This is a genomic window from Spirillospora sp. NPDC047418, from assembly GCF_040643275.1.
Classification (GTDB): Bacteria; Actinomycetota; Actinomycetes; order Streptosporangiales; family Streptosporangiaceae; genus Spirillospora.
Genome location: NZ_JBEYTW010000005.1, coordinates 156,007 through 181,202 on the forward strand (window position 1 = coordinate 156,007; position 25,196 = coordinate 181,202).

At 69.1% G+C, this 25,196-nt stretch carries 21 protein-coding genes and 2 tRNA genes; 16 read left to right on the forward strand and 7 right to left on the reverse strand.

Features of this window, described 5'->3' with window-relative positions; all coding sequences use genetic code 11:
* The first annotated feature begins 474 nt into the window (after positions 1–474).
* From dnaN to ABZ806_RS05015, 9 genes are all read left to right on the forward strand, one after another.
* On the forward strand, positions 475–1,617 hold the full coding sequence (gene dnaN / locus ABZ806_RS04975; protein ID WP_500215425.1) for a DNA polymerase III subunit beta: 1,143 nt from the start codon (positions 475–477) through the stop codon (positions 1,615–1,617).
* Between the two features lie 171 nt (positions 1,618–1,788).
* Entirely contained in the window at positions 1,789–2,718 is a 930-nt protein-coding gene (gnd, locus tag ABZ806_RS04980; protein ID WP_500215427.1) for a phosphogluconate dehydrogenase (NAD(+)-dependent, decarboxylating), read from the forward strand.
* 176 nt (positions 2,719–2,894) lie between these two features.
* The gene (gene recF / locus ABZ806_RS04985; RefSeq protein WP_500215428.1) at positions 2,895–4,019 is read left to right on the forward strand and encodes a DNA replication/repair protein RecF; all 1,125 of its coding nucleotides are present in this window, start codon (positions 2,895–2,897) and stop codon (positions 4,017–4,019) included.
* A gap of 55 nt (positions 4,020–4,074) precedes the next feature.
* Positions 4,075–4,596: a DciA family protein gene (locus ABZ806_RS04990; RefSeq protein WP_500215430.1), complete on the forward strand. Its 522-nt coding sequence runs from the start codon at positions 4,075–4,077 to the stop codon at positions 4,594–4,596.
* A gap of 376 nt (positions 4,597–4,972) precedes the next feature.
* A complete protein-coding gene (gyrB, locus tag ABZ806_RS04995) occupies positions 4,973–6,910 on the forward strand; it encodes a DNA topoisomerase (ATP-hydrolyzing) subunit B (protein ID WP_500215431.1) in 1,938 nt (645 codons plus the stop codon).
* A 211-nt stretch (positions 6,911–7,121) separates the two neighbouring features.
* Complete coding sequence (gyrA, locus tag ABZ806_RS05000) at positions 7,122–9,644, forward strand: DNA gyrase subunit A (RefSeq protein ID WP_500215433.1); 2,523 nt, start codon at positions 7,122–7,124, stop codon at positions 9,642–9,644.
* A 42-nt stretch (positions 9,645–9,686) separates the two neighbouring features.
* Positions 9,687–10,790, forward strand: a complete 1,104-nt coding sequence (locus ABZ806_RS05005) for a DUF3566 domain-containing protein (protein ID WP_500215435.1) — start codon at positions 9,687–9,689, stop codon at positions 10,788–10,790.
* Positions 10,791–10,882: 92 nt separating this feature from the next.
* Positions 10,883–10,956: transfer RNA gene (locus ABZ806_RS05010), tRNA-Ile, on the forward strand.
* Between the two features lie 453 nt (positions 10,957–11,409).
* Positions 11,410–11,742 carry a hypothetical protein gene (locus ABZ806_RS05015; RefSeq protein WP_500215436.1) on the forward strand — a complete coding sequence of 111 codons (333 nt, stop codon included), beginning with the start codon at positions 11,410–11,412 and terminating at the stop codon, positions 11,740–11,742.
* A gap of 37 nt (positions 11,743–11,779) precedes the next feature.
* On the opposite strand, the gene ABZ806_RS05020 is transcribed toward ABZ806_RS05015, so the two are convergent.
* The 4 genes from ABZ806_RS05020 to ABZ806_RS05035 all read right to left on the reverse strand — a co-directional run bounded on the left by ABZ806_RS05020 (position 11,780) and on the right by ABZ806_RS05035 (position 16,251).
* The gene (locus ABZ806_RS05020; RefSeq protein WP_500215437.1) at positions 11,780–12,427 is read right to left on the reverse strand and encodes an NYN domain-containing protein; all 648 of its coding nucleotides are present in this window, start codon (positions 12,425–12,427) and stop codon (positions 11,780–11,782) included.
* A 154-nt stretch (positions 12,428–12,581) separates the two neighbouring features.
* Positions 12,582–14,054 (reverse strand): tyrosine-type recombinase/integrase, encoded by a 1,473-nt coding sequence (locus tag ABZ806_RS05025; RefSeq protein WP_500215438.1) that lies wholly within the window; start codon positions 14,052–14,054, stop codon positions 12,582–12,584.
* Positions 14,055–14,408: 354 nt separating this feature from the next.
* On the reverse strand, positions 14,409–15,074 hold the full coding sequence (locus ABZ806_RS05030) for a hypothetical protein (protein WP_500215440.1): 666 nt from the start codon (positions 15,072–15,074) through the stop codon (positions 14,409–14,411).
* 316 nt (positions 15,075–15,390) lie between these two features.
* Positions 15,391–16,251 (reverse strand): dioxygenase family protein, encoded by an 861-nt coding sequence (locus ABZ806_RS05035; protein WP_500215442.1) that lies wholly within the window; start codon positions 16,249–16,251, stop codon positions 15,391–15,393.
* 256 nt (positions 16,252–16,507) lie between these two features.
* Here ABZ806_RS05035 and ABZ806_RS05040 point away from each other — a divergent pair, with 256 nt between their 5' ends.
* From ABZ806_RS05040 to ABZ806_RS05055, 4 genes are all read left to right on the forward strand, one after another.
* A complete protein-coding gene (locus tag ABZ806_RS05040) occupies positions 16,508–17,218 on the forward strand; it encodes a bleomycin resistance protein (protein ID WP_500215443.1) in 711 nt (236 codons plus the stop codon).
* A 977-nt stretch (positions 17,219–18,195) separates the two neighbouring features.
* Positions 18,196–18,429, forward strand: a complete 234-nt coding sequence (locus tag ABZ806_RS05045; protein ID WP_346040997.1) for a hypothetical protein — start codon at positions 18,196–18,198, stop codon at positions 18,427–18,429.
* A 166-nt stretch (positions 18,430–18,595) separates the two neighbouring features.
* Positions 18,596–19,459 (forward strand): helix-turn-helix transcriptional regulator, encoded by an 864-nt coding sequence (locus ABZ806_RS05050; protein ID WP_500215444.1) that lies wholly within the window; start codon positions 18,596–18,598, stop codon positions 19,457–19,459.
* A gap of 181 nt (positions 19,460–19,640) precedes the next feature.
* A complete protein-coding gene (locus ABZ806_RS05055; RefSeq protein WP_500215446.1) occupies positions 19,641–20,567 on the forward strand; it encodes a DMT family transporter in 927 nt (308 codons plus the stop codon).
* 78 nt (positions 20,568–20,645) lie between these two features.
* Here ABZ806_RS05055 and ABZ806_RS05060 read toward each other — a convergent pair whose 3' ends face one another.
* The 3 genes from ABZ806_RS05060 to ABZ806_RS05070 form a co-directional block, all read right to left on the reverse strand.
* Positions 20,646–22,439: a M64 family metallopeptidase gene (locus ABZ806_RS05060; RefSeq protein ID WP_500215448.1), complete on the reverse strand. Its 1,794-nt coding sequence runs from the start codon at positions 22,437–22,439 to the stop codon at positions 20,646–20,648.
* A gap of 283 nt (positions 22,440–22,722) precedes the next feature.
* Positions 22,723–23,514 carry an SDR family NAD(P)-dependent oxidoreductase gene (locus tag ABZ806_RS05065; RefSeq protein WP_500215450.1) on the reverse strand — a complete coding sequence of 264 codons (792 nt, stop codon included), beginning with the start codon at positions 23,512–23,514 and terminating at the stop codon, positions 22,723–22,725.
* 17 nt (positions 23,515–23,531) lie between these two features.
* Positions 23,532–23,741 carry a hypothetical protein gene (locus ABZ806_RS05070; protein WP_500215452.1) on the reverse strand — a complete coding sequence of 70 codons (210 nt, stop codon included), beginning with the start codon at positions 23,739–23,741 and terminating at the stop codon, positions 23,532–23,534.
* 208 nt (positions 23,742–23,949) lie between these two features.
* Here ABZ806_RS05070 and ABZ806_RS05075 point away from each other — a divergent pair, with 208 nt between their 5' ends.
* The 3 genes from ABZ806_RS05075 (at position 23,950) to ABZ806_RS05085 (ending at position 24,879) form a co-directional block, all read left to right on the forward strand.
* Positions 23,950–24,069: a DLW-39 family protein gene (locus tag ABZ806_RS05075; RefSeq protein ID WP_217711122.1), complete on the forward strand. Its 120-nt coding sequence runs from the start codon at positions 23,950–23,952 to the stop codon at positions 24,067–24,069.
* 22 nt (positions 24,070–24,091) lie between these two features.
* Entirely contained in the window at positions 24,092–24,787 is a 696-nt protein-coding gene (locus tag ABZ806_RS05080; RefSeq protein ID WP_500215453.1) for an HAD family hydrolase, read from the forward strand.
* A 19-nt stretch (positions 24,788–24,806) separates the two neighbouring features.
* Positions 24,807–24,879, forward strand: a tRNA-Ala gene (locus ABZ806_RS05085).
* Positions 24,880–25,196: the final 317 nt, after the last annotated feature.

Sequence of the window (25,196 nt, forward strand, 5' to 3'; positions counted from 1 at the left end):
GATGAAGTGTGGACGGATGTGGATCGGCCGAGCGGCCGCGCCGCCGCCCTGGGGAAAACCGGTGGACGACCTGGGGACACCTTGGGGACGGCCTGGGGACGGGCAGGTGGGCCGGCCCCGCGATCAGCCGCCCGCTGTACACAGGGCGTCGAATCCGGTCACATACCCGTGGAGAACTCGTGGAAAACCGGTGGATGACATGAGGATGACCTGTGGGGACAGATTCGCCGTCCCCAGGCGGCTCCGCGCCGTCCACCGGCCGTACACAGGCCCGGTGGACAGAGAAACGGGGGATGACCTGCGGAAACGAGCTCTGTCCACACTATCCACCGCCCCTATTACTAGTACTGCTCTACTTCTCTATCCAAGAAAAGATCCATCTCAAGTCAGGGCCTGGGGACAACGTGCCGCGAGCGCCCCGCCCCGGCCGAGAGCACCTCACCCTTGCCCGACACCTGCAGGAGGCTGGTCCCGTTGAAGTTCCGCATCGACAGAGATGCCCTGGCCGACGCGGTCGCGTGGACCGCGCGCACGCTGCCCGTCCGTCCCCCGGTGCCCGTCCTCGCGGGCATGCACCTCGTCGCGGGCGGCGAGGGCAACGACGACCGCCTCAAGCTGTCCGCGTTCGACTACGAGGTCTCCGCCCAGGTGTCCACGGAGATCGACGTCGAGGAGGCGGGGACGGCCCTGGTGTCCGGGCGCCTGCTCGCCGAGATCTCGCGCAGCCTTCCTCCCCACCCTGTGGAGGTCACGACGGACGGCGCGAAGGTGATGCTGCGCTGCGGCAGCGCGAAGTTCACACTCCTCACGATGCCTGTGGAGGACTACCCGACGCTGCCGGAGATGCCGCCCGCCGCCGGCTCGGTCGGCAGTGACGAGTTCGCCGCCGCCGTCTCCCAGGTCGCGATCGCCGCGGGCAAGGACGACACGATCCCGATGCTGACCGGCGTGCGGGTGGAGATCGAGGGCGAGACGGTCACGCTGGCGTCCACCGACCGGTACCGGCTGGCCGTCCGCGAGATGCACTGGAAGCCGGAGCGTCCCGACTTCTCCGCCGTCGCGCTCGTCCCGGCGCGGACGCTCGCCGACACCGCCAAGTCGCTGACGGCCGGCGCCGAGGTGTCGATCGCGCTCGGCGGGACGGGCGGCACCGGCGAGGGCATGATCGGGTTCGAGGGCGGCGGCCGCCGCACCACGTCCCGGCTGCTGGACGGCGACTTCGTCAAGTACCGGTCGCTGCTGCCGAGCGAGTACGCCGGCCTCGCCGAGATCCCGACGGCGCCGTTCATCGAGGCCGTCAAGCGCGTCTCGCTGGTCGCGGAGCGGAACACGCCCGTCCGGCTCTCGTTCAGCCAGGGCGAGGTCGTCCTGGAGGCGGGCACCGGGGACGAGGCCCAGGCCGTGGAGGCCCTTGAGGCGTCCCTGGAGGGCGAGGACATCGACATCGCGTTCAACCCCGGCTTCCTGCTCGACGGGCTCTCAGCGATCGGCTCGGACGTGGCGCGGCTGTCGTTCACGACGCCGACGAAGCCGGCCGTCCTCACCGGGAAGCCGCCGCAGGACGGGGAGAACCCGAACTACCGTTACCTGATCATGCCTGTACGGCTGTCCGGATGAGGACCGTGCCCTGGGGCATGCCCCGGGGCACGCCGGGGACGACGACCCGCGCGGGGGAGCCGCCCAGGCGGTCGGACACGCGCGTCTTGGCGTTCGCGCGTTCGCACGGTCGCGTGTTCGCGCGGTAAGGCAGAGGCATAGGCAGTTACGCACAGGGTTACGCACAGGGGAGTGAGCTTCATGGAGCTTGGGATCATCGGCCTGGGCAAGATGGGCGGCAACATGGCCGAGCGGCTGCGCCGCGGCGGCCACACGGTCGTCGGGTATGACCGTGACCCGCAGGTGAGCGACGTCGGTTCGCTGCAGGAACTGGTCGAACGGCTGTCCCCGCCGCGCGCGGTGTGGGTGATGGTGCCCGCAGGGAAGCCCACCGCTGAGACCATCCACAGCCTCGGGGAAGTCCTGCAGGCGGGTGACGTCGTCGTTGACGGCGGCAATTCACACTATGTGGACGACCAGAAGCACGGTGAGGCACTCGCAGCCAAGGGCATCGGGTTCGTCGACTGCGGGGTGAGCGGCGGCGTGTGGGGCCTGGAGAACGGCTACGCGCTCATGGTCGGCGGCGACGAGGACAACGTGAAGCGGCTCATGCCCGTCTTCGACACCCTGAAGCCCGAGGGGGAGTACGGCTTCGTCCACTCCGGTGAGATCGGTGCGGGCCACTACGTGAAGATGGTCCACAACGGCATCGAGTACGCGATGATGCAGGCGTTCGGCGAGGGCTTCGAGCTGATCGAGGCGAGCCCCATCGTCACCCGGGTGCCGGAGACGTTCCACAGCTGGCAGGAGGGCACGGTCATCCGGTCCTGGCTGCTGGACCTGCTGAACCGCGCGCTCGCCGACGACCCCGAGCTCGACGACCTGCGCGGCTACGCCAACGACTCGGGCGAGGGGCGCTGGACGGTGCAGGCCGCGGTCGAGCACGCCGTGCCGCTGCCCGTCATCAGCGCCTCGCTGTTCGCCCGGTTCGCCTCCCGCCAGGACGACTCCCCCGCGATGCGCGTCGTCGCCGCCCTCCGCAACCAGTTCGGCGGTCACGCCGTGGAGACCGCGAAGGGCGCCGACTCCCCCGGCGCCGACGTCGACCCGCCGAAGGTGTGATCGTCCGCCCGCGGAGTTATCCACAGGTTGTGGTTTCCGGGACGGCGCCCCCGCCGTGCCCGGAGGATGTCGGGTGATGTCACGGAGCCCCGCCGCCGGCGGGGCCCGTGCGGGTACTCGCGGGCGGGGGTGCGTGGGGCATGGGCAGGGTGCTGAAGGCTCTACTCTCGTGTCTCGTGCACGTCGCCCACCTTTCGCTGCAGGACTTCCGCTCGTACCCGGCCGCCGAGGTCGCGCTCGAGCCGGGGGTCACGGCGTTCGTGGGGCCCAACGGGCAGGGCAAGACGAACCTGGTCGAGGCCATCGGGTACGTCGCCTCGCACGGGAGCCACCGGGTGGCGACCGACGCGCCGCTCGTCCGGCACGGGGCGGCGCGTGCGATCGTCCGGGCCGGGGTGGTGAAGGACGACCGCAAGGCGCTGATCGAGCTCGAGATCAACCCGGGCAGGGCGAACCGGGCCCGGCTCAACCGGTCCCCCGTCCCCAGGCCGCGCGAGATCCTGGGGATGGTGCGGACGGTCCTGTTCGCCCCGGAGGACCTCGCGCTCGTCAAGGGCGACCCGGGGGAGCGGCGCCGGTTCATGGACGAGCTGCTCACCGCGCGGGCTCCGCGCTTCGCCGGGGTGCGCTCCGACTACGACCGCGTCCTCAAGCAGCGCAACGCCCTGCTGAAGTCGGCGGCCGCGCACAGGCGCTCCCCCGGCCAGGAGGTGCTCGCGACCCTCGACGTCTGGGATTCACACTTGGTGCGCACCGGGTCGGAGCTGCTGGCGGGGCGGCTGCAGCTGATCGATGCGCTGCGTCCGCTGGTGGCGCGCGCCTATGCCGCTCTCGCTCCGCACAGTGGCGCGGCCGACCTCGTCTACCGGAGTTCGCTCGGTGACGTGGAGTTGTCCACAGACCGTGGACAACTTTCCGAGGAGCTCATGGCGGCTGTGGGCGAATCACGGAAGCAGGAGCTGGAACGGGGCGTGAGCCTCGTCGGCCCGCATCGGGACGAGCTCGTCCTGCGCCTGGGGGAGCTTCCGGCGCGCGGCTACGCCAGCCATGGCGAGTCGTGGTCGTTCGCCCTGGGCCTCCGGCTCGGCGCGTACGAACTGCTGCGCGCGGACGGCGACGACCCCGTCCTCATCCTGGACGACGTGTTCGCCGAGCTGGACACGGGCCGCCGCGACCGGCTGGCCGACATGGTGGTGACGGCGGAGCAGGTCCTCATCACGGCGGCCGTCCCCGCCGACGTGCCGGCCGAACTGACAGGGGGTTCGTATACCGTCTCCGACGGTGAGGTCGTCCGGGACTGAGCGCGGAAGGCCGTCACCCGGGGCGTCTCCGGACTGAGCGGAAAGGGGCGAGCGTGTGAGTGATGATCCACAGGATGTGGACAACTCCGTCGAGGCTGGGACCCCTCCGGCCAAGTCGGGGATCGAGCTGGCGCGCGAGGCGCTCGCCCAGGCGAAGGCCGACGCGCTGAAGCGCGGCACCCTCCCCGGCCAGAACGGCAGGCGCAAGGGCACCGGACGTGTCGTCCGGGTCAGGGACCCCAGCCGCGGCGGTGATCCCAAGCTGTTCGGCGCGGCGATCCGCGAGCTGATGGCGTCCCGCGGCTGGGAGCAGCGCGCGGCGGTCGGCGGCGTCTTCGGCAACTGGGCGGGCATCGTCGGCGCCGACCTGGCCGAGCACACCCGTCCGGACCGCTTCGAGGACGGCGTGCTGACCGTCGCCGCCGACTCGACGACATGGGCGACGCAGCTGCGCCTGCTGTCGTCCACCCTCGTCCGGCGGCTGAACGAGGAACTCGGGCACGGCACCGTCCGCCGGGTGAAGGTCGTGGGCCCGTCGTCCGGCCCCCGCCGCCCCGGCGCCTGGCGGGTCCGGTGAGGCGCGCGGTCGCGGCGGGGTCGCGGCGGGGTCGCGGTGGGGTCGCGGTGGGTGGCGGGGAACATCTGTTCGGGGGCGGGGTGCCCAGTTCAGCGGCCAGCGCCACGTAGGCCAGAGAACGCCCTGGGACCTATGGGGGGATGTGGCTCCCGGTCAGATCGGCCGCCACACGCGCATACAGCGCTCGTGAGTGCCACTTTTCGCCGCGTCACCCGGTAGAATGTTTGAGGGTTCAGGATGCTGCGCCGTCATGGGGTGCCCGGGGCTCTCACCAACGTGAACAGAGCACGAACCGGGTGCCCCCATGTGTGTTACGGGGCACACCGCGCCTCCCTCGGGCGCGGAGCGGCAGACATCCCCGGCAGGAGGATCTCCTTTGGCGTACGACGCTAGTTCGATCACTGTCCTTGAAGGACTCGAGGCGGTTCGCAAGCGACCCGGCATGTACATCGGCTCGACCGGTGAGCGCGGCCTGCACCACCTCGTCTACGAGATCGTGGACAACGGGGTCGACGAGGCCCTTGCCGGCCATGCCGACAGCATCGTGGTGACGCTGCTGGCCGACGGCGGCGTGAGCGTGGACGACAACGGCCGCGGCATCCCGGTCGGCGAGCACCCGGTGGAGAAACGTCCGGCCATCGAGCTGGTGTTCACCACGCTGCACGCGGGCGGCAAGTTCGACGGCAAGTCCTACGCCGTCTCCGGCGGTCTGCACGGTGTCGGCTCGTCCGTGGTCAACGCGCTGTCCAGCCGGCTGGAGGCCGAGGTCCGCCGGAACGGCCACGTCTGGCGCCAGGCGTACACGTGGCGGGGGCCCGAGGCGCCGCTCCAGCAGGGCGAGGAGACCTCCGGCACCGGCACCCTCATCAGGTTCTGGCCGGACCCCGACATCTTCGAGACCACCGAGTGGAACTTCGAGACCCTCTCCCGCCGCATGCAGGAGATGGCGTTCCTCAACCGCGGCCTCGCCATCACGCTGCGGGACGAGCGTCCCGACCACTCCAACGGTGAGCCGCACGTCGTCCGGTACCACTACGAGGGCGGCATCGAGGACTTCGTCCGCTACATCAACGCGCGCAAGGACGCGGTCCACGAGTCGGTCGTGTACTTCGACGACCACACCGACGGCATGTCGATCGAGATCGCCATGCAGTGGAACTCGTCCTACGCCGAGTCCGTCCACACGTTCGCCAACACCATCAACACGGCGGAGGGCGGCACCCACGAGGAGGGCTTCCGGGCGGCGCTGACCACGATCGTCAACCGGTACGCCCGCGACAAGGGCCTGCTGCGCGACAAGGACGACAACCTCACCGGTGAGGACGTCCGCGAGGGCCTCACCGCGATCATCTCCATCAAGCTGGCCGACCCGCAGTTCGAGGGCCAGACGAAGACCAAGCTCGGCAACACCGAGGCCAAGTCGTTCGTGCAGAAGGCGTGCAACGAGCACCTGCGCGACTGGTTCGAGGAGAACCCGGGCGAGGCCAAGGAGATCATCAACAAGGCGTCGCAGGCGGCGCGGGCGCGGGTCGCGGCGCGGCAGGCGCGCGACCTGACCCGCCGCAAGAGCCTGCTGGAGTCGACGTCGCTGCCCGGCAAGCTGTCGGACTGCCAGTCCACCGACCCGGCCAAGTCCGAGCTGTACATCGTCGAGGGCGACTCGGCGGGCGGCTCCGCGAAGGGCGGCCGCAACCCGCACTTCCAGGCGATCCTGCCGATCCGCGGCAAGATCCTGAACGTGGAGAAGGCCAGGATCGACAAGATCCTGAAGAACAACGAGGTGCAGGCGATCATCACGGCGCTCGGCACCGGCGTGCACGACGAGTTCGACATCAGCAGGCTCCGCTACCACAAGATCATCCTGATGTCGGACGCCGACGTCGACGGCCACCACATCAACACCCTGCTGATGACGCTGCTGTTCCGGTTCATGAAGCCGCTGATCGAGGCCGGCCACGTGTACCTGTCGCAGCCGCCGCTCTACAAGATCAAGTGGGACGCGCGGGGCAACGAGGCCGACTACGCCTTCTCCGACGCCGAGCGCGACGCGGTCATCGAGGCCGGGATCGCCGCCGGGAAGCGCGACCCGCGCCCCCGCGACCTGGTGCAGCGCTTCAAGGGCCTCGGCGAGATGAACGCCAACGAGCTGTGGGACACCACCATGGACCCCGACAACCGGGTCCTGCTGCAGGTCCAGCTGGACGACGCCGCCCAGGCGGACGAGCTGTTCAGTGTGCTCATGGGCGAGGAGGTCGAGCCCCGAAGGGAGTTCATCCAGCGCAACGCGAAGGATGTGCGCTTCCTCGACATCTGAGGTACGCGCCGCGCGCCGAGCTCCCAGCGGCCTGACCACGACGGCCACCCGGCCAGGCACCGGCCACCCGGCCCATCGGCCCACCCGGCCGTAGGACGGCCCCGGTCCCGGGCCCCGGCCCACCGCCAGCCGGCTCCCAGGCTCCCGCGACTCCCGCAGGCAGGCGTACTTCTCCCGCTGAGCTTCCCACCGAGCAGAAGAGGTTTTGAGAGTGACGGACGTGACCACAGAGAGCGGCTACCCCGGCGAACGGATCGAGCCGGTCGACATCCAGGTCGAGATGCAGAAGAGCTATCTCGACTACGCGATGTCGGTCATCGTCGCGCGCGCGCTGCCCGAGGTGCGCGACGGTCTCAAGCCCGTCCACCGCCGTGTCCTGTACGCGATGTACGACGGCGGCTACCGGCCCGACCGCGGCTACTTCAAGTGCGCCCGCGTCGTCGGCGACGTCATGGGGAACTACCACCCGCACGGCGACTCCGCCATCTACGACGCGCTCGTCCGGCTGGCCCAGCCCTGGTCGATGCGGTACCCGCTGGTCGACGGCAACGGCAACTTCGGCTCGCGCGGCAACGACCCCGCCGCGGCGATGCGGTACACCGAGTGCCGCATGGCGCCCCTCGCGATGGAGCTGCTGCGCGACATCGACAAGGAGACCGTCGACTTCTCCCCCAACTACGACGGCCGCTCCCAGGAGCCGGACGTCCTGCCGTCCCGGTACCCGAACCTCCTGGTCAACGGGTCCGCCGGCATCGCGGTGGGGATGGCGACGAACATCCCGCCGCACAACCTGCGCGAGGTCGCCGACGGCGTCCGGTGGTTCCTGGACAACTACGGCGCGTCCGACGAGGAGCTGCTCGAGGCGCTGATCGAGCGGGTCAAGGGCCCCGACTTCCCGACCGCCGGCCTGATCGTCGGCCGCAAGGGCATCGAAGAGGCGTACCGCACCGGGCGCGGCTCCATCACGATGCGGGCCGTCGTCGAGGTCGAGGAGATCCAGGGCCGCACCTGCCTCGTCGTCACCGAACTCCCGTACCAGGTCAACCCGGACAACCTCGCCCTGAAGATCGCGGACGGCGTCAAGGACGGCAAGCTCGACGGCATCGCCGACGTCCGCGACGAGACGTCCGGCCGGACCGGGCAGCGGCTCGTCATCGTGCTGAAGCGGGACGCCGTCGCCAAGGTCGTCCTGAACAACCTGTACAAGCACACCCAGCTACAGGAGACGTTCGGCGCGAACATGCTCGCGCTGGTGGACGGGGTGCCGCGCACCCTGCGCATCGACCAGTTCGTCCGGCACTGGGTCACGCACCAGATCGACGTCATCGTCCGCCGCACCCGGTTCCTGCTCCGCAAGGCCGAGGAGCGCGCCCACATCCTGCGCGCGCTGCTGAAGGCCCTCGACCGGATCGACGAGGTCATCGCGCTGATCCGGCGCTCGCCGTCCGCGTCCGAGGCGCAGCAGGGCCTGATGGGGCTGCTGGAGATCGACGAGATCCAGGCGCAGGCCATCCTGGACATGCAGCTGCGCAAGCTCGCCGCCCTGGAGCGCCAGCAGATCATCGACGAGTACGACAAGCTCATGGCGGAGATCGCCGACTACAACGACATCCTGGGCTCCCCTGAGCGGCAGCGGCAGATCGTCGCCGACGAGCTCGCCCCGATCGTCGAGAAGTTCGGCGACGAGCGGCGCACCGAGATCATCCCCTTCGACGGGGACGTCTCCTACGAGGACCTCATCGCCGAAGAGGGCGTCGTCGTCACGATCACCCGCGGCGGCTACGCCAAGCGCACCAAGACCGACCTGTACCGGGCGCAGCGGCGCGGCGGCAAGGGCGTCCGCGGCGCGCAGCTCAAGCAGGACGACATCGTCGACCAGTTCTTCGTCACCTCGACGCACAACTGGATCCTGTTCTTCACCAACAAGGGCCGCGTCTACCGGGCCAAGGCGTACGAGCTGCCCGACTCGGGCCGCGACTCGCGCGGCCAGCACGTCGCGAACCTGCTGGCCTTCCAGCCGGACGAGCGCATCGCCCAGGTCATGACCCTGCGCGACTACGACGTCGCGCCCTACCTCGTCCTCGGGACGAAGAAGGGCCGCGTCAAGAAGACCGCGCTGCGCGACTTCGACTCGCCGCGCACCGGCGGCATCATCGCCATCAACCTCGTCGAGGGCGACGAGGTGATCGCCGCGCGGCTCGTCTCCGCCGACGACCGGCTGCTGATGATCTCCTCCGGCGCGCAGGCGATCAAGTTCCACGCGGACGACGAGTCGCTCCGGCCGATGGGACGCGCCACGTCCGGCGTCATCGGCATGCGCTTCGACGAGGACCAGGAAGTCCTCAACATGCTCGTCGTCCACAACGGCTCGGACGATGTCCTGGTGGCCACCCGTGGCGGCTACGCCAAGCGCACTCCAGTGGACCAATACCCGCTCCAAGGACGTGGGGGTAAGGGCGTCCTCACCGCTAAGATCGTTGAATCGCGCGGGATGTTGGTAGGGGCGCTGATGGTCGGCCCCGATGACGAGGTGTTCGCGATGACGTCGAACGGCGGCGTGATCCGTACCACCGCCGCGGAGATCAAGCAGTCCGGCAGGCAGACCATGGGCGTCCGCCTGATGAACCTGGCGGACGGGAACAGCATCGTGGCGATCGCGAGGAACGTAGAGTCCATTGACGACTCCGAGTCCGCCGAGGACTCGGACGATGGCGAAGGGGGCGACGGTGAGTGACGTATCCTGCATCGTCACCGAGCCGCTAGGCCAGGAGGACACGTGAGCACCGAGCCCGGCAAGAACAAGGGCGGACCGCCCGGCGCGGACGGCACGGGCGCGGAGGGCACGGGCGGCGGTACGGGTGGCGCCGGCAAGAAGCCGGGTGCGGGATCGGGGTCGGGATCGTCCAAGCCCGGGACGAAGCCGGCGAAGACCGTCGCCGCCGCGTCCGCCAAGTCCGGGCGGGACGAGACGACCGTCGACCTCGACACGTCGGACGCCGCCGGTAAGCCGGGCTCGTCTGGAAAGTCGGGTTCGTCGAGCGCCGACACGACCCGGATCGACCTGGCGAAGATCGAGGACAAGTCGGCGAAGGACTCCGGCAGTTCCGAGATCGCCCCGGTCAAGGACACTGTCGGGGATTCGTCTGTTTCGCCGGCGAAGCCCTCGGCGCCGTCCGCCGCGGCCTCCTCCTCTCCGTCCTCGCCGTCATCGTCGCCGTCGTCCTCCTCCGGCTCGGCGGGCTGGGCCAAACCCGCCGAGCCGTCCGGTTCGGTCTCGGCAGGACGTACGGAGAGCGCCCGCAAGCTGTTCAACCGGTCCCCCGGCAACTCCGCCGCCGCGGGGAACCCGGCCGGGGGGAACTCGGCCGCCGCCTCGTCGCCCTCGCCCTCGCCCTCGCCCTCCTCGGGCGGCTCCGGCCGCGGCTTCGCGGGCACCGTCCTGAAGGACCGGCCGTCCACCGCCATGACCCCGGCGAACTCCACCAAACCGGCGAACGGCAAGCCGGCCCGCAAGGCCCAGCTCCAGCTGTCGCGGCTCGAGCCGTGGTCGGTGATGAAGTTCAGCTTCGTGATGTCGCTGGTCTGCTTCGTCGTCCTGCTCGTCGCCGTGATCGTCCTGTACGCGATCCTGTCCGGCCTCGGCGTGTTCGACGCCATCAGCGACACGATCAACAGCCTCACCAAGGAGCAGGGCGAGACCACCGGCAGCGTCGACGCCGGCAGCTGGTTCTCCTTCTTCCGCGTCTTCGGCTACACCGTCCTCGTGGGCGCCCTGAACGTCATGCTCATCACCGCCCTGTCCACGGTCGGCTCCGTCATCTACAACCTCGCCGCCGACCTGGTGGGCGGCGTCGAGGTCACCCTGAAGGAGGCCGAGTAGCCCCCTCCCGCCGCCGCCCGGCAATCGATTTCCGGTTGTCCGCCCAGATGGGGTAACCTCTCGTTGCGCCGCCAGGGGCGGCGGCACACTCCGGGCCTATAGCTCAGTCGGTTAGAGCGCATCCCTGATAAGGATGAGGCCGGTGGTTCAAGTCCACCTAGGCCCACAACAAAAGCGCAGGTCAGAGGCCGGTTCCGCGTCCAGCGGACCCGGCCTCAAGATCTTTTGGCACTCCGATGGCACTGGGACCTCGTACCATCAGGACCCACCAGCCGACAGTTCGTGTCCCCCGTGTGTTGGCCTGTCCCCCCGTCGTGATGCGTGCGAGGGCTTCTGACCAGGCGGCTTCAAGCCGAGGCTCGGAGGCTCGTCCCGGACTCTCAGAGCCGGCGGTGTAGGGGCCACGACTGGACGCCGTTCCAAGGGCCTCTGCTGGTGCAGGGCAAGAAATGGAAATCGTGCACATAAGGCGACCTGGACCGGGCGCGGTCCAGGTGGTGGACGAGGATCGAGCGCGATCCGGGGGGTGGCAGCAGTAGCCGGACATGGTGAAGCGAGGCCGACGAGCGCACCGAGGGTGAACCGGCGAGCACATCGGACTCCACGGCGAGAACGATCGGTGAGGTTATCCCTGTCGGACGAAGAGCACGCGCTTGTGGCTTCGGCTGCGGCGGAAGAGCGACTCGCGCTGGGCGCGTACGCGGCACAGACGGTCCTTACGGCCGCGCGCGGGAGCGTCCAGCCGCAATATGGCCTGCTGCGGGAGGCCCTGAAGACGGTGATGCATGCGGCCGGGCAGGCCAGGCGTATCGGCGTGAACCTCAATCAGGCGGTCGCCGCCGTGCACTCGGGGGAACTGCCGCCTGAACTGCGCCGGTACATGGATACGGCGGCGCGTACCGTGCGGCATCTCGATGACCTCGCCGAAGAGATCCGTCGGCACCTGCCCTGACGCCGAACTCAGGTGGTCGTGTGTCCGGTGAGGACGGTCACGCCCACTTGTCGGGACGTCGGCGAACCAGCCCCTTGTCCGGGACGGAGTCGGGCAGTAGCGAGGCCTTCAGATGCTCCTCCCTGATCGGGAAGGAGGTCACCATGCCGTCGAACCGGCTGGGGCTGCCTCTGCCTGGAGGGCAGGCGACCAGTATCGGGCGAGTGGGTGCCAACTCCAGCGAGGCCTGGATGGCGGGTAGGAAGTCGGTGTCCGTTGAGATCAGCAACGACAAGTCGCCGTTCCCCAGTGCGGCGTCCCGGACCATCTCGGTGGCCAGTGCGACGTCGGTCAGCTTCTCCTCGTAGGTGCGGTAACGCTGCTGAGGCGGTTGGCACTGGCACTGCCACTGTGCGCCGCAGGCCCGGCAGCTGATCCGCATGCTCTTCACCTTGAAGTGGCCTCGGATGACCTGCACCTGGGGTCGGTACGCCGCCAGTGCGGCCAGGTAGGTCTCCTGGCGACGGGCTGCGTCCGGCTCCCCTTTGACGATGGCAGTGAAGTACTTCACGGCTCGCACCGTGTCATCGCGCCGCATCCGTTGCACCAACTGGACGATGTCGAGCCACAGGTAGGCACGGCCGTACTTGGACTTCAACCCGTGGTAGAGGTTGAACCCGTCGACGTACGCGATCGCATCCGGCACGTGACAGAACGTTAGACGTCGGTGGAGGTGGCGCGTGCCGGAAGTAGTAACTATCCTGGGTGGCAGACGAAGTCGGTTACGGCCGACAGGGCGGCCCCGTTCAGGGGCCGCATTTTTTTGTGGGGCGAATACGCCCCCGAGGCGGGACCTGCCGTCAGGCCGTGCTCAGGTGGGGGCGGGAGTCGGGGCGGAGAGCCAGAGCCACGTCGGCGATGGCGGCTCGGAGACGTTCGTTCTCGGCCTTGAGAGTGTCCAGCTCGGAAGTTTCCGGGGCTTCGTTGACCTGGGGTCCGCGGATCTTGCCGAGGGCGGCGAGCGCGGTCTCATCGGCGTTGGGCAGGGTGTGTAGGTACTGCTCGGTGGTAGCGATCGAGGCATGGCCCAGGCGTTCCTTGACGACCTGGAGGTCTGCGCCGCCGGCCAGGAGCCAGGAAGCATGAGCGTGGCGCAGGTGGTGCGGGGTGACATGGTCCAGCCCGGCGGTCTTGCAGGCCGGGTTCCAGATCTGCTTGCGGAACCAGTCGGCGGGGATGTGACCGTCGGACTGGCGTACGCGCGGCGAGCGCGGGCTGTCCTTGCCCGTGGCTCGACGCCGGGCGCGGTAGAGGCGGTAGGCCTCCCTGCAGTACTCGCAGCGGCACTTTCCAGTGGTGTAGGCGGTGAGCGAGCCGTGGTCGTAGCTCTTCCCCTGTTCGTTGGGGGCTGTCTTGCCGTGGGCACCAGGCACCGGAATGGGACGTAGCTTCCTGGGCTTCGGCTGATCAACGGGTAGGTACTGGAAGAAGAGGTCGTCCTCCCCGAGGCCTCGGTCCCCAACGTGTGCCTGGAGCTTGCGGACGATCTGGGGGCTGAGTTTGAAGCGGCGGTACTCCTTGCCCTTGGGATAGGGCTTGACGAGAAAGCGGCCTTGGGTCGGATGGAACTTCGGGTTGAGTTCGACGACCGTCCTGCTGACTGTGAGGACGCGCGTGGTGAAGTCCAGGTCTTTCACACGAAGTTCGGCCGTTTCGCCCCAGCGCAGCCCGCTCTCGATGACCGTCTCGACGAGCAGGCGGCTGTCGGCGTCGGGCAGCGCCCGGTAGAGGCTGTCGAATTGCTTGGCCGTGATGACCTTCTTCGGCCTCTTGGGGACCGGCGGGATCCGCACCCCACGGCTGGGATGATGACTGATCACCTGGTCGTTGAGGGCCGTGGTGAAGATCGAGTTGAGGATCCCCCGCTTGCACTTCTGGATCGTGGCCGCGGATGCCCCCTTGCGCTGCATCTCGGTGATCCACTCGCGGACGTGCTCGGGGAGGATGTCGCACATGCGCATGGGGCCGAAGAAGCCCATGAGGTGCTTGTTGATCTTGTAGGTGTAGTCCTGCCGGGTAGTCGCCTCAAGGACCTGGTGCGGCAGCCACTTCTTCTCGACGTACGTCTGGAAGGTCTGGCGCCCGCGGCGCCGGTCGCCCAGCCCGCCCTTGGCGATCTCCGCCTCGGCGGCGTGCCATGCGGCGATGGCCTCCTTCTCGGTGGTGAACGTTCCGGCCGTCTGGCGCCTGCCGCGCGCATCGTCGTACATCGCGCGGTAGCGGGGGACACCGGTCTTGGTGAACCGGACCTGCACCTGACCCAAGTCGATCACTCCGGCAGTTGATCGTTTGGCACTCTCATGGCACTGGATCTTGCGATATCGAGTGCCATGAGGAGGGATCATCTGACACTCGATCAACGCTCTGACCAGCAGCTTAGCGGAAATCTTTGACTCTAGGTAATCATTTGAATGCATACCGATGAGCGCTGATAAGGATGAGGCCGGTGGTTCAAGTCCACCTAGGCCCACAAACGAGTTGGGAGTGGTGTGTCGGCGGAGAGCGCCGACCGCCACTCCTTTGTCGTTTGCCCGGGGGGCGACCCCCGGACCCCCGATGTGGGGGCTCCGCCCCCACGCCCCCTCCCGGTTGAGGTTGCTGCGAATGGCGGGGCGGGGCGGTGGGGGTCAGTCCCTCGTCCAGAAGTGCCAGTCCTTTTCTGGGACGTCCCAGGACGGGTCGGGCAGCCAGTCGGGCCCCGGCGACCAGCCGGGCTGAGGCTGCGGCCAGCCCGGCGGTGCGTTGAACCGCCAGGACGCGGCCGAGCCGGGCGCGATCTGCTCCAGCTGCCCGGCGCCGAGCCGCTGGGTCTCGATGGCGGCGCGCCAGGACCCCTGCCACCGGTCGTGCGAGTCGGTGAGCTGCATCTGCAGGAACTCGATCCCCAGGTCGGCCGCCTTCTGGAAGGTCTCCAGTTCGTCGCTGTACTCGGCCGGGAGCCACCGCTTCAGCTCCGACAAGACGGCCTGCCGCTGTGCGGCGAGGGGTTGCAGCGCGTCGACCTGGCGCAGCAGCGCGGTCGCCTCGACGATCTCCAGTTCGAAGGCGTAGCGGATCCGCAGGGTCACCAGCGCCGAGGTCGTCTCCGCGTGCCGCCGGTCCCCTTCGACCGACGAGCCGGCGGCCCCTATGGCGCCGTAGACGTCGTTCAGCGCGTGCATCTCCGCTTGGATGAGCGCGCGCTGCTGCGTGAGCCGGACAAAGCCCTCGAGGTCGCGGAGGAAGCCCCCGACGGCCTCGTCCCACGCCTCGAAGAGGCGTTCTCGCTCAATAACAAGTTCGTCCAACGACATCGTGCTCCCTTTCCGTCAGGACTTCGACGTACATCGGGGATGGACGGTTCACTCGAAAAGCGAGAAAAGTCGATCGCTGTGCTCTGGGGGCTACGGGGCTTGGGCCGCCGGGCGGCTTCCTGCGCGGATGGGCTGTGTCTGCTGTGCTCGGCTCGAGTGCTTGGCGGCTGCGGTTATCCAGAGAACCGGCAATTTCTCCACAGGCTGTGGATAACTGAAGTCGCCGCGATCGTTCTTGAATGTGTAGGGGTGTGAGGCGCGTCAGTTCTGCGGGCCGACCGGGTGCCAGAGCCGCCAGGATGGGCATTCGTCCTGGCTAAGCCTGCTCGCTGGTCAGGACGAGGTCGAACTCGGCGTGACGGAAAGGGGCCTGGACGTCATTGCGCGCGGCGGCCTCGGCGTCGTGCGACTCGGCGAAGTCGACGATGAGGCCGTGCTTGACCGCGAAGACGGCGTCCGAGTCCAGATAGGGGCTGCCCGCCACAAAGATGTGCGTGGTCAGCGGGGTATGCCCAGGTGCCCGCACGATGAAGTGAATGTGCGCGGGACGGTAGGGGTGCCGCCGGGTGGCGTTGAGGAGCCGGCCGACCGGACCGTCCGTGGGGATCGGGTAATGGCTGGGGACGACAGTGCGGAAGCGGAAACGTCCCTCGGCATCGGTTCGAAAGAGTCCGCGGCCGTTGCCGGACGGCTGTGCATCCGGCTGCTGGACGTCGTAGAAACCCTTCTCGTCGCACTGCCACACATCGACCTCCGCGTGGGGCAGCGGCGTTCCTGCGGTGTTGAGGACGCGTCCTGACACGATGCAGGGTTCGGCCTCACCGACAAGATCGATGCTGTCGCCGAGCGCGCGCGGTGGCGATTCGACCATGTGGAACGGGCCGAGGACGGTGCTCTCCGTCCCGCCTTCCTGTTCGTTGATGGTTTCCACGAGCATTGAGACGCCCAGAACGTCCGACAGCAGGACGAACTCCTGCCGTGTGTCCGTGCAGGTTTGGCCCACCGCGGTGAGAAACTCGATCGCCTGCTCCCACTCCCGGACGGACGGCCTCGCCTCACGGACGAACGCGTGCAAGTGGCGGGTCAGCGTCGTCAGCACGTCCCGGAGGCGAGCATCCGGGGTCTCGCTGAAACTGTTCTGGACGGCTTCCGCGGCGGTGTGCTCGGTGAAGTCCACGATGCCTCCGACGTCATTGTCCACAGTCTGTGGAAAAGTGCTGCGGTTGCGTGGCCCGCACCGAACCGGGCGCCGGCCGTTTCTTGTGGTGGGACCGCCATGCGGCCGTGTCTGGGACGACCTTCATCATCCTCCACGGTGATGGCGCTGCGAGGCGAAGACACTTCGACGGCTCTTCCGTGTCGGCGGCCGGCCGGAGCCGTCCAGGAGGTAATCAAACTTGACTAACGCTGTACGCCGCTCCTACTCTCCGGACATGAGTGAGAAGGCGATCCCGATCTATCCGTGCCGTTCGATCGAGGCGACCTGGGACTTCTACCGGGTGCTGGGCTTCGAGCAGACCGGCTGGCAAACACGCCCGAACCCCTATCTCGCCGTCCGGCGCGGCGACGTCGATGTTCAATTCTTCGGGTTGAAGAAGCACGACCCGGCCGCGTCCATGAACATGTGCTACATCGCCACCACTGCTGTGGACGACATGTACGAGTCCTTTCGCGGAGCCCTCAAGCAGGCGCTCGGCCGCGTCCCCACGCGGGGGCTCCCGAGGATCAGCGCTCTGCGTGACATGTCCTACGGCGTCCGGCAGTTCCTCCTCAGCGACCCGGACGGCCTCCAGCTCCGCATCGGCCAACCCATCTCGGACGACCTGGGGCACGCGCCGATCCCGACGGAGAGGGTGGCCAAGGCGCTCCACATGGCCGCGCTTCTGGGCGGTGACTCGAAGGGGGACCACCCGGCCGCCGCTCGGATCCTCGACCGCCTGCTGGCGTCCGATGAGCCCCTCACTCCGTCCGAACGTTTCAAGGCTCTTGTGCTGCGGGCCGATGGCGCCGTCCAGATGGGCGAGTGGGCCCGCGCTCGCGCCCTTCTCGCTGAAGCGCGCAGCGTCTCCGCTGCGGACGCGTCCGCTGGGGCGGACGACCTCCGGCGCGTAGCCGACCTGGAAGAGTTCCTTCCCGCCGAATGAAGCCGAATGAACGAGCATCGGGCCGCCGCCTTCATGTGGGTCGGCCTGCGCACTGCGGGCAGGGCCGGGTGGTTCGAGCCGGGGCCCATGGTCGGTAGCTGGGCTTCTACCGGGCAGGTGCCGGGTGCGTCGTGCGGTGACTGCATGCCGCGTTGCGGCGGTGGCCGACCTGGGGACGTAGCTGGGGATTACCGGTGGGCAGTGTTGTCCACCGGTGCGCCGGGGTTGTGGAGGGCGTTTACCCACAGGCTGTGAACGGGGTGTGGGCAGTGATGATCGAGAACGGATGTCATCCCTGGTCAGCGGCTTTTCCACCACGTGGACAACCGAGCATGCCGGTTGGGGGTGACCTGGGGAAGAATGGTGGACAGAGCGTCGGCCGGTCGTACCCAGGTTGTGCACGAAAGTTATCCACAGGTTGTGGATTCTGTGTGTGAGGCCGCAGCGGTGTGGATGATGGGGAGAACGGCGCCCGATGCGTCGTGGAGGCGGTGGAAAGCCCGGCTGTTCTGGGGATCCTCCTGTGGACACGGCCTCCAGACCGCCTGCTGTCAGGGAAGAAGAGATGTGCGTGAAGGTTGTCCACAGCCTGTGGATTAGCGCCTTCGAGGTCCATTCGCGGGGGCGCGCCGCAGCGGATCGTCCACCGCCGGCCATCCACCGGCGAAGATCTCCCCGCCGTCCGGTCGGGGGCTGGCCGATGGGATACGCCGTCGCTCGCGTGCTCGGACGCCTTCGCCGTCGTGCCTTCGCCGCGCGGCGTGCGGACGTCCCGCGTCTCCGGGCCGCCGCACGGGGGATGAGAGCCGGGATCTTCTCGGGTGTCATGTCCGTGATTCGCCGGTTCCGACTGGAATCGACTGTCGCGCCACGCCCGGCGCGGCGGGTGCCGGCACCTCTACGATGGCCTGGGCGCGAGGCCGAGAAAGGCCGTCCGACCTGCGAACACCAGTTCGAACGCGTGCTACGCTCCCGGCATGGGGCAGCTGCTGAACGAGCCGGTCCGCACGGAGCACGACCCCGCGGGACGGCTCACCGCGTACGAGTGGCGGGGGTCGCGCTATGCGGTGGACGAAGTGCTGAAGACCTATGGGACGGCTCGCGAGGGCAGGGTCTACCGGGTGCGGATCACCGGCGCCGAGGGCGTGGCCGTCGCGGAACTCGGCCGCGACGAAGACCGCTGGCGGCTCCGGCACATCTTCTCCGCCTGACCGACACCCCGACCGCCCCAACCCCGACAGCATGTCGGCGTATAGCGGCGCCCCCAGGCTTTGCTGCCGGCTCCCGGTCCAACCCTGGTGGCCCTATCGGCGACGGCTTCGACAGCGCAAGCCGCATTGTGCGGGGTGAGGCGGGTGTGGTTGTGGGGGTGGTGTGATGGCTGGTGATCAGACTCTCTGGACGCGGGTCGGTGGGATCCAGGGGGCGCCGCTCGATCTGCTGACGGCCAGGATCGGCAGCCGGCACTACGCGCCGCACACCCACGACGAGTACGCCATCGGGGTGACGGTCGACGGCCTGGAGACGATGCGCTACCGGGGCGAGAAGATCTACTCGGCGGCGGGCAGCGTCGTCGTGGTCGAGCCGGGTGAGGCGCACACGGGAGGCCCGGCACGTCCGGAAGGCTTCGCCTACCTGTGCCTTTACCCGGGTGCCGAGCTGCTGGGCGCCGCGACGACCGCGGAACCCGGACTCGTCCTGACCGAACCCCACTTCCGGGAGCCGATCATCGACGATGTCCGGCTCGGCGAGGAGCTGCGGCTGGCGCACCGCGCCCTCCGGCTCGGCGAAGATCCCCTGGAGGGGGAGTCACGGCTGCTCGGAGTGCTCGGAGCCCTCGTCCGGCGGCATGCCGTGCACGGACCGAAGGCGGCGCCGCCGCGCGGCAGAACCGAGTCGGCGCACATCGCACACCAGGTTGCGTCCCGCCTCTCGGACGAGCTGACCGCCCCGCCGACACTCGCCGAGATGGCCGCCGACCTGGAGCTTTCTCGCTATCAGCTGCTGCGCGCCTTCCGTGACGCGGTGGGCATGCCGCCGTACGCGTGGCTCGCCCAGCACCGGGTGGCGCGGGCCCGCGCCCTGTTGGACGTCGGGCACCGTCCGGCCGAGGCGGCGACGCTCGTCGGGTTCGCCGACCAGGCGCATCTCACCCGCTGGTTCCGCCGCGTCCTCGGCGTGACGCCGGGTGCCTACCGCAATAGCGTTCAAGACACCGCAAACCTCCGTCCCGCATCCTGATCGTCGTCCGCCCCGATGAGGCCGGCCGAGCGCACTGAACACGGTGGCGTCCTTCCTGCGCTCAGCATGGCCGGGCGCCGAGGCCGCTGCCGGCGGCTCGCCGTCCCATGCCGGGAGATCGAGGGTGGCCGCGGCGCGCGGCCGCGGCAACAGGATGGGGCGGGCTGGAACGGAGGTCGTTGTGAGTCGCCGTGGCTGGGTTCTGTTCGCGCTGATGAGCGTGCTGTGGGGCATCCCCTACCTGATGATCAAGGTGGCGGTCGAGAGCGTCTCGGTGCCGATGGTCGTGTTCTCGCGGACCGCGCTCGGCGCGCTCGTCCTGCTGCCGCTGGCGCTGCGGTCCGGGCAGCTGGACGCGGTCCGCCGGCACTGGCGTCCGCTGCTGCTGTTCACCGCGGTGGAGATCCTCGGCCCGTGGGCGCTGCTGTCGGACGCCGAGAACCGGCTGACCAGCTCCATGACGGGTCTGCTGATCGCCGCCGTGCCGATCGTCGGGGTGGTGCTGGCGAGGCTCACCGGCGACGCGGAGCGGCTCGGCCCGGTGCGGTGGGCGGGACTGCTGGTCGGGCTGGCCGGCGTCGCCGTCCTCGCCGGGCCGCACCTCGGCGGCGGCAGCGCGTGGTCGATCGGCGAGGTCATGCTGGTCGTGCTCGGCTATGCGATCGCTCCGATGATCGCCACCCGGCGCCTCCAGGACCTGCCGAGCCTGCACATGTCCGCGTTCGCCCTGGCCATCGCCGCGCTCGTCTACACCGGCCCGGCGATCGCCACCTGGCCGGACGCGATGCCGAGCGGACGCGTACTCGCCGCGCTCGTCGGCCTGGGCCTCATCTGCACGGCGCTGGCGTTCATCGTGTTCTTCGAACTGATCCGCGAGGTCGGCACGTCCCGCGGGATGGTGTTCACGTACGTCAACCCGGCCGTCGCGGTCGCCGCCGGGGTCATGCTGCTCGGCGAGCCCCTCACCGGGACGATCATCGCCTCGTTCGCGCTCATCCTGGGCGGCTCCGTGCTCGCGACGGCGCACCGCTCCCCGTCTCCCGAGCCACCCGCCGGCGACGCCGAGGCCGCCGGCACGGAGACGACCCCCGAACCGGCCTCCGGCTGAGAAGCACTGCGGACACGAACTCCCGCCACCCGGATGACCACTCGAACTCCCGCCACCCGGACGACCACTCGACCGCGGTCAGCGCAAGGTGACTGTGAAGCGTTGGGGCTTGCTGGTGTTGCCGGACGGGTCGGTGGCGCGGTACTCGATGGTGTGGCGGCCCTTGCCGAGCTTGCCGTAGGTGAGGCTGTCGATGACGGTGCCGTCCGCGGTGAACAGCCAGGGGGCGGACGAGTCGGTCGGCCAGCCGAAGTAGTTGAACCACCCGTCGCCGTCCACGCGGAACTCCGAGACGACCACGCCTGGACGGTCGTCGGTTCCGGTCAGCCGCATGGTGAACGGGCCGTTGAAGACGTATTCGGACGTGTGCCCGGCGCGCACCCGGCTCTGCGCAGCCTTGGACAGGGTGTACGTCACCGTCGGACGTCCCGCGTCGATCGTCCATGTACGGCTGTTGGCACCGACCCGTGCGACCAGCGTGTGCGTGCCTGTGGACAGGCGGAACCGTCCGAGGTCGATGTCCCGGTCGCCGGCGTGTACGGGACGTCCGTCGAGTTCCCAACGCACCCGGGGCGCGAACCGTGCAGGGTGGGTCGTCTCCACGTACACGACCGATTCGGCGCCCACCGGCTTGTCGGTCGGCGTAGACGAACTGAAGTCGACCGGCACGGGCGTCGATGGCGTTCGGACGCTGGTGTCCACCGTCCAAGTGCGGACCTGAGCGAGGGCGGCCGACGACCGTATGACCGGGTCCCGAACGAACTTGGTGGGGTCGGTGACCGTCACCTTGACCGTGTGCGTGCCCTTCTTGAGGTGCAGCCTGGACAGGTCGAGGTCGGAACCCCTCCGCACGGTCTTCCCGTCAACCGACCAGGCGACGGACAACCGATGACCGGCCGGATGCATCGTCTCCACCCACAGGACACGGTCGTCGCCCACCGGGGTGTCCGTGGGTGTGTGCGCTTGGACGAGGTTGACCTTGGCTGAGATCCGCTCTGTCATCCGCTCACGCGCGACCTGGTCGTAGTAGTAGCCGAGCGTCTTCATCATCGAATGCCGACTCGGCCTCCACACGCCCTTACTGAAGTACAGCCCACCCTCGTAGCGTCCGATGGTGCCTCCGGCTTCGCTTCGTTCACCGAGCCACCGCCACCACTTCTTCTTCTGCGCGGTCATCTCATGCTCGGTCAGCAGCGTGTGGTGGACGGAGTCGGGCTCAGGACCGGTGTACGTCCCGCCCGGAACGCCCCGCTGGTAGTAGTCGTACTCGTCGTCCAACCCACCCAGCGAGTGCCCGAGTTCATGCGGGGCTATGAGAGCGGACATCGCGTTCCCTCCGGAGGCCGTCGCGTACGTCCCGCCTGCACCTCCATAGGTGTCGCTGTTGGCGAGCGCAAGGATCTGACGGTTTCCCTGTGTCGCACCTTGGACGAGGTCCGCGTACGTCTTGGCCGCCGCAGAGTCCATGACGAGAAGGCGTTGAATGCCGTCCGAACGGCATCCGCTCCAGAACGCCATGCGCAGTGGTGTCGTGCGACGCGGCGACGACAGCGCCGGGTCACAGCTGACCCCGGACTCGCCGGACGGGATCTCCACCGCGTAGACGTTGATGTAGCTGCGGTACGACTTGAACGGCTCGATCGTCCACAGGTCGTTCAGGTGCTTGGCGAGATCGGTCCGGAACTTCGGCATGTCCGTCGGCGTGTAGCCGTCGCCGAGCACCACCAGGTTGAAACGCTTGGTGGGGTCACCGGTCACCTGGATCGGCACCACGGTCGCGTCCGCGGGCTCCGCCGCCCAGGCGGGTGCGGCCATGAGCGGCAGGACGGTCACCGCCGCCGCCCCGATCACGGTCTTCCTGGTCGTCCACATGCGCAGACCTCCTCGGCGGCGGCGCACGCGGCAGGCGAGGGTGTGCGGCCCGGACGCAGCGCCTGGCTCGTCCCGCTGATCAAGCAGGACACGCCCGGATTATCGCCGCAGTATCCAGATTTGTCGCCCACCACTTGGCGCCCTACGTCCCCGCCCTACGGTCCCGCGCTACGTCCCCGCCCTACGGTCCCGCGCTACGGCCCCGCCCTACGGTCCCGCCCTACGGTCCCGCCCTACGGTCCCGCGCTCCGGCCTCGCGCTCGACCGCTTCAGGGCACGGTCGCTAGCGCTTGTCGCGTTGGCCGTCGGCGAGGCCGGCCGCGACGCGGTGACCGCCCGCGCGCCGCTGCACGGCCGCCGACAGGACCGGCGCGATCCCACCGATCCGTGCGCCGAGCCGCAGCCCGAGCGGCGCGACGTCGACCTCCGCGATGTTGCGCTCGATGGCCCGGACGGTCGCGCGGGCCACGTCCTGCGGCGACCGGGTCCCGACCCCCTTCGGCAGTTGCACTCCGGCTTCCGCGAACATCCCCGCATCCCGGATGAACCCCGGGAAAACGGTCGACACGCCGATGCCGTGCGAGCGCAGATCCTCCCGGAGCCCCAGCGCGAATCCCCGCATACCGAACTTCGTCGCGTTGTACAGCGACGCCTGGCCGGACGCAGCCTTCCCGGACAGCGACGACACGAAGACCAGATGCCCGCGGCCACGATCGGCCATCTGCGCGGCGGCGAGCTTCGCCATCACGATCGGCGCGCGCAGGTTGACGTCCAGCGTCCGGTCGACCTGCGTGATCGAGTACTCGCTGAGCAGCCCGGACGCCGGCAGCGCCGCGTTCGCGACCAGCACGTCCACGCGTCCGGCCTCGTCCAGCAGCTTCTCGGCCGCGTCCCGGTCGGCCAGGTCGGCGACGATGGCGCGTCCGCCGAGCCGCTCGGCCAGCGGTTCCAGGACGTCCGCCCGCCGGCCGGTCAGCACGACCCGCCCGCCCCGTCCGGCCAGCGCCTTCGCCAGCGCCTGACCGATCCCGCCGGTCGCGCCGGTCACCAGGACGTTCGCTCCGCGCAGATCCATGCCGAGATGATGGCGGATCACATCCCGATCCGCCATAGCAGCAGGATGATCGACGACAGCACCAGCCCGGCCGCGCCCAGCGGGACGTCGCCCATCACGATCAGCGCGGCGCATCCGATGGCGGTGATCCCCGCGATCAGCACGAGCCCGCGGCCCCCGGACGCGCCCTCCTGCGGCGCGCCGCGGTCGAACTCGCGTTCCCAGCGCCGGAAGTCGTCCTCTGCCATCGGCACTCCCGAAGGTCGTCACTTCGGATTATGCGGCCGTCCGGGCGTCCCGGCGAGGGACCGTCCATCAGACGCGCCGTCCGATAACGGTGATCGGGGTGCGGACCGCCCGGCAACGGTTGCTAGGCTTCCAGGAACCTGGGGGAAGCAGGCACAGATTCGCGGTCCCCGGGTTTTGACTTCATAGTCGAGGTGAAGGGGTCCCACCGTGAAGAAGCTGCTTATTCTCGCCGTTGTCGCTCTCGGCGGCTTCGCCGTCTGGCGCCGGATGCAGCAGGACCGCGCCGAGCTGGACCTGTGGACCGAGGCCACGTCGTCCGACAGCTGACACGCCGGCGACAGGGCCCGGCGTGACCGACGCAGTCGCCTGCATCGATCTCGCCGGGACCACCGTCGCGGACGGCGCCATCGTCGAAACCGCTTTCGCCGAGGCGATCGCCACCCTGGGGATCGTCTCCGGCACTGCGGCGTACCGGCGTGCCGTCGCCCGCTTCCATGACACGCGCGGCGAATCGAAGATCGCCATCTTTCGTTCGCTCTTCGACGAGCCCCGCGCCCAGGCCGCGCATCTGGCGTTCGAGCGGTCCTACGGCCAGCTCATCGACCGGCACGGCCTGTTTCCCGTGCCCGGAGCCGACGACGCGCTGAAACGTCTCCGCTCCTCCGGCGTCCGCGTGTGCCTGCTCACCGGCTTCGGCCGCAGCACGCAGGCCCGCGTCCTCGACGCCCTCGGCTGGTGGGACCGCGTCGACCTGACGCTCAGCCCCGAGGACGTCTCCAGCGACCGCCCGCGTCCCGACCTCGTCCTCACCGCGGCCCTGCGCCTGGGCGTGGACGACGTCCGCCACATCACCGTCTGCGGCGCCACCGCCCCCGCCATCGAATCCGGCCGCCGCGCCGGCGCCGCCATCACCGCCGGCGTCCTCACCGGCCCGCACCCCCGCGACCGCCTCCTCGCCGCCGGTGCCACCCACATCCTCCCGACCGTCGCCGACCTCCCCGCCCTCCTCCACACCGATGCCACGCCCACCCCCGACCCCAGGTAAGCTTTGACCCGCCCAGCACGGGGCCTTAGCTCAGTTGGTAGAGCACCGGCTTTGCAAGCCGGGTGTCAGGGGTTCGAATCCCCTAGGCTCCACCCATCCACCGCCCTCATCCGCAGCCGGATGAGGGCGTTTGTGCATCTGGACGGGCAGGAGTCAACTGCCCGCCACAGGTCAAACCAGCACACCTTCAGCCGTAGTGGTGATGCGTTCGGCCGCGCCATCCGAGTCTGCGACCGGGTGCACGTTGTCGACTCGCCACCAGGACACCTCGCCCTTGCGGCGGTTCCACCACCACGTGGCCGATGACGTCGAGGGGCGTCCCGTACGGTCGGGTGACCGTCAGACCGGGGATGGCGTCGCGCAGGTCGGACTTCCACTGAGCCATGAGGCTGAACATGTGTGGGACAGC

What these genes read in the sequence shown, in the direction of transcription:
- ABZ806_RS05045 (WP_346040997.1), top strand. Translation starts at nt 18,196, where the DNA reads ATGGGGCAGCTGCTGAACGAGCCGGTCCGCACGGAGCACGACCCCGCG.
- ABZ806_RS05040 (WP_500215443.1), top strand. Translation starts at nt 16,508, where the DNA reads ATGAGTGAGAAGGCGATCCCGATCTATCCGTGCCGTTCGATCGAGGCG.
- ABZ806_RS05030 (WP_500215440.1), bottom strand. Translation starts at nt 15,074, where the DNA reads ATGTCGTTGGACGAACTTGTTATTGAGCGAGAACGCCTCTTCGAGGCG.
- ABZ806_RS05050 (WP_500215444.1), top strand. Translation starts at nt 18,596, where the DNA reads ATGGCTGGTGATCAGACTCTCTGGACGCGGGTCGGTGGGATCCAGGGG.
- ABZ806_RS05070 (WP_500215452.1), bottom strand. Translation starts at nt 23,741, where the DNA reads ATGGCAGAGGACGACTTCCGGCGCTGGGAACGCGAGTTCGACCGCGGC.
- ABZ806_RS05060 (WP_500215448.1), bottom strand. Translation starts at nt 22,439, where the DNA reads ATGTGGACGACCAGGAAGACCGTGATCGGGGCGGCGGCGGTGACCGTC.
- ABZ806_RS05065 (WP_500215450.1), bottom strand. Translation starts at nt 23,514, where the DNA reads ATGGATCTGCGCGGAGCGAACGTCCTGGTGACCGGCGCGACCGGCGGG.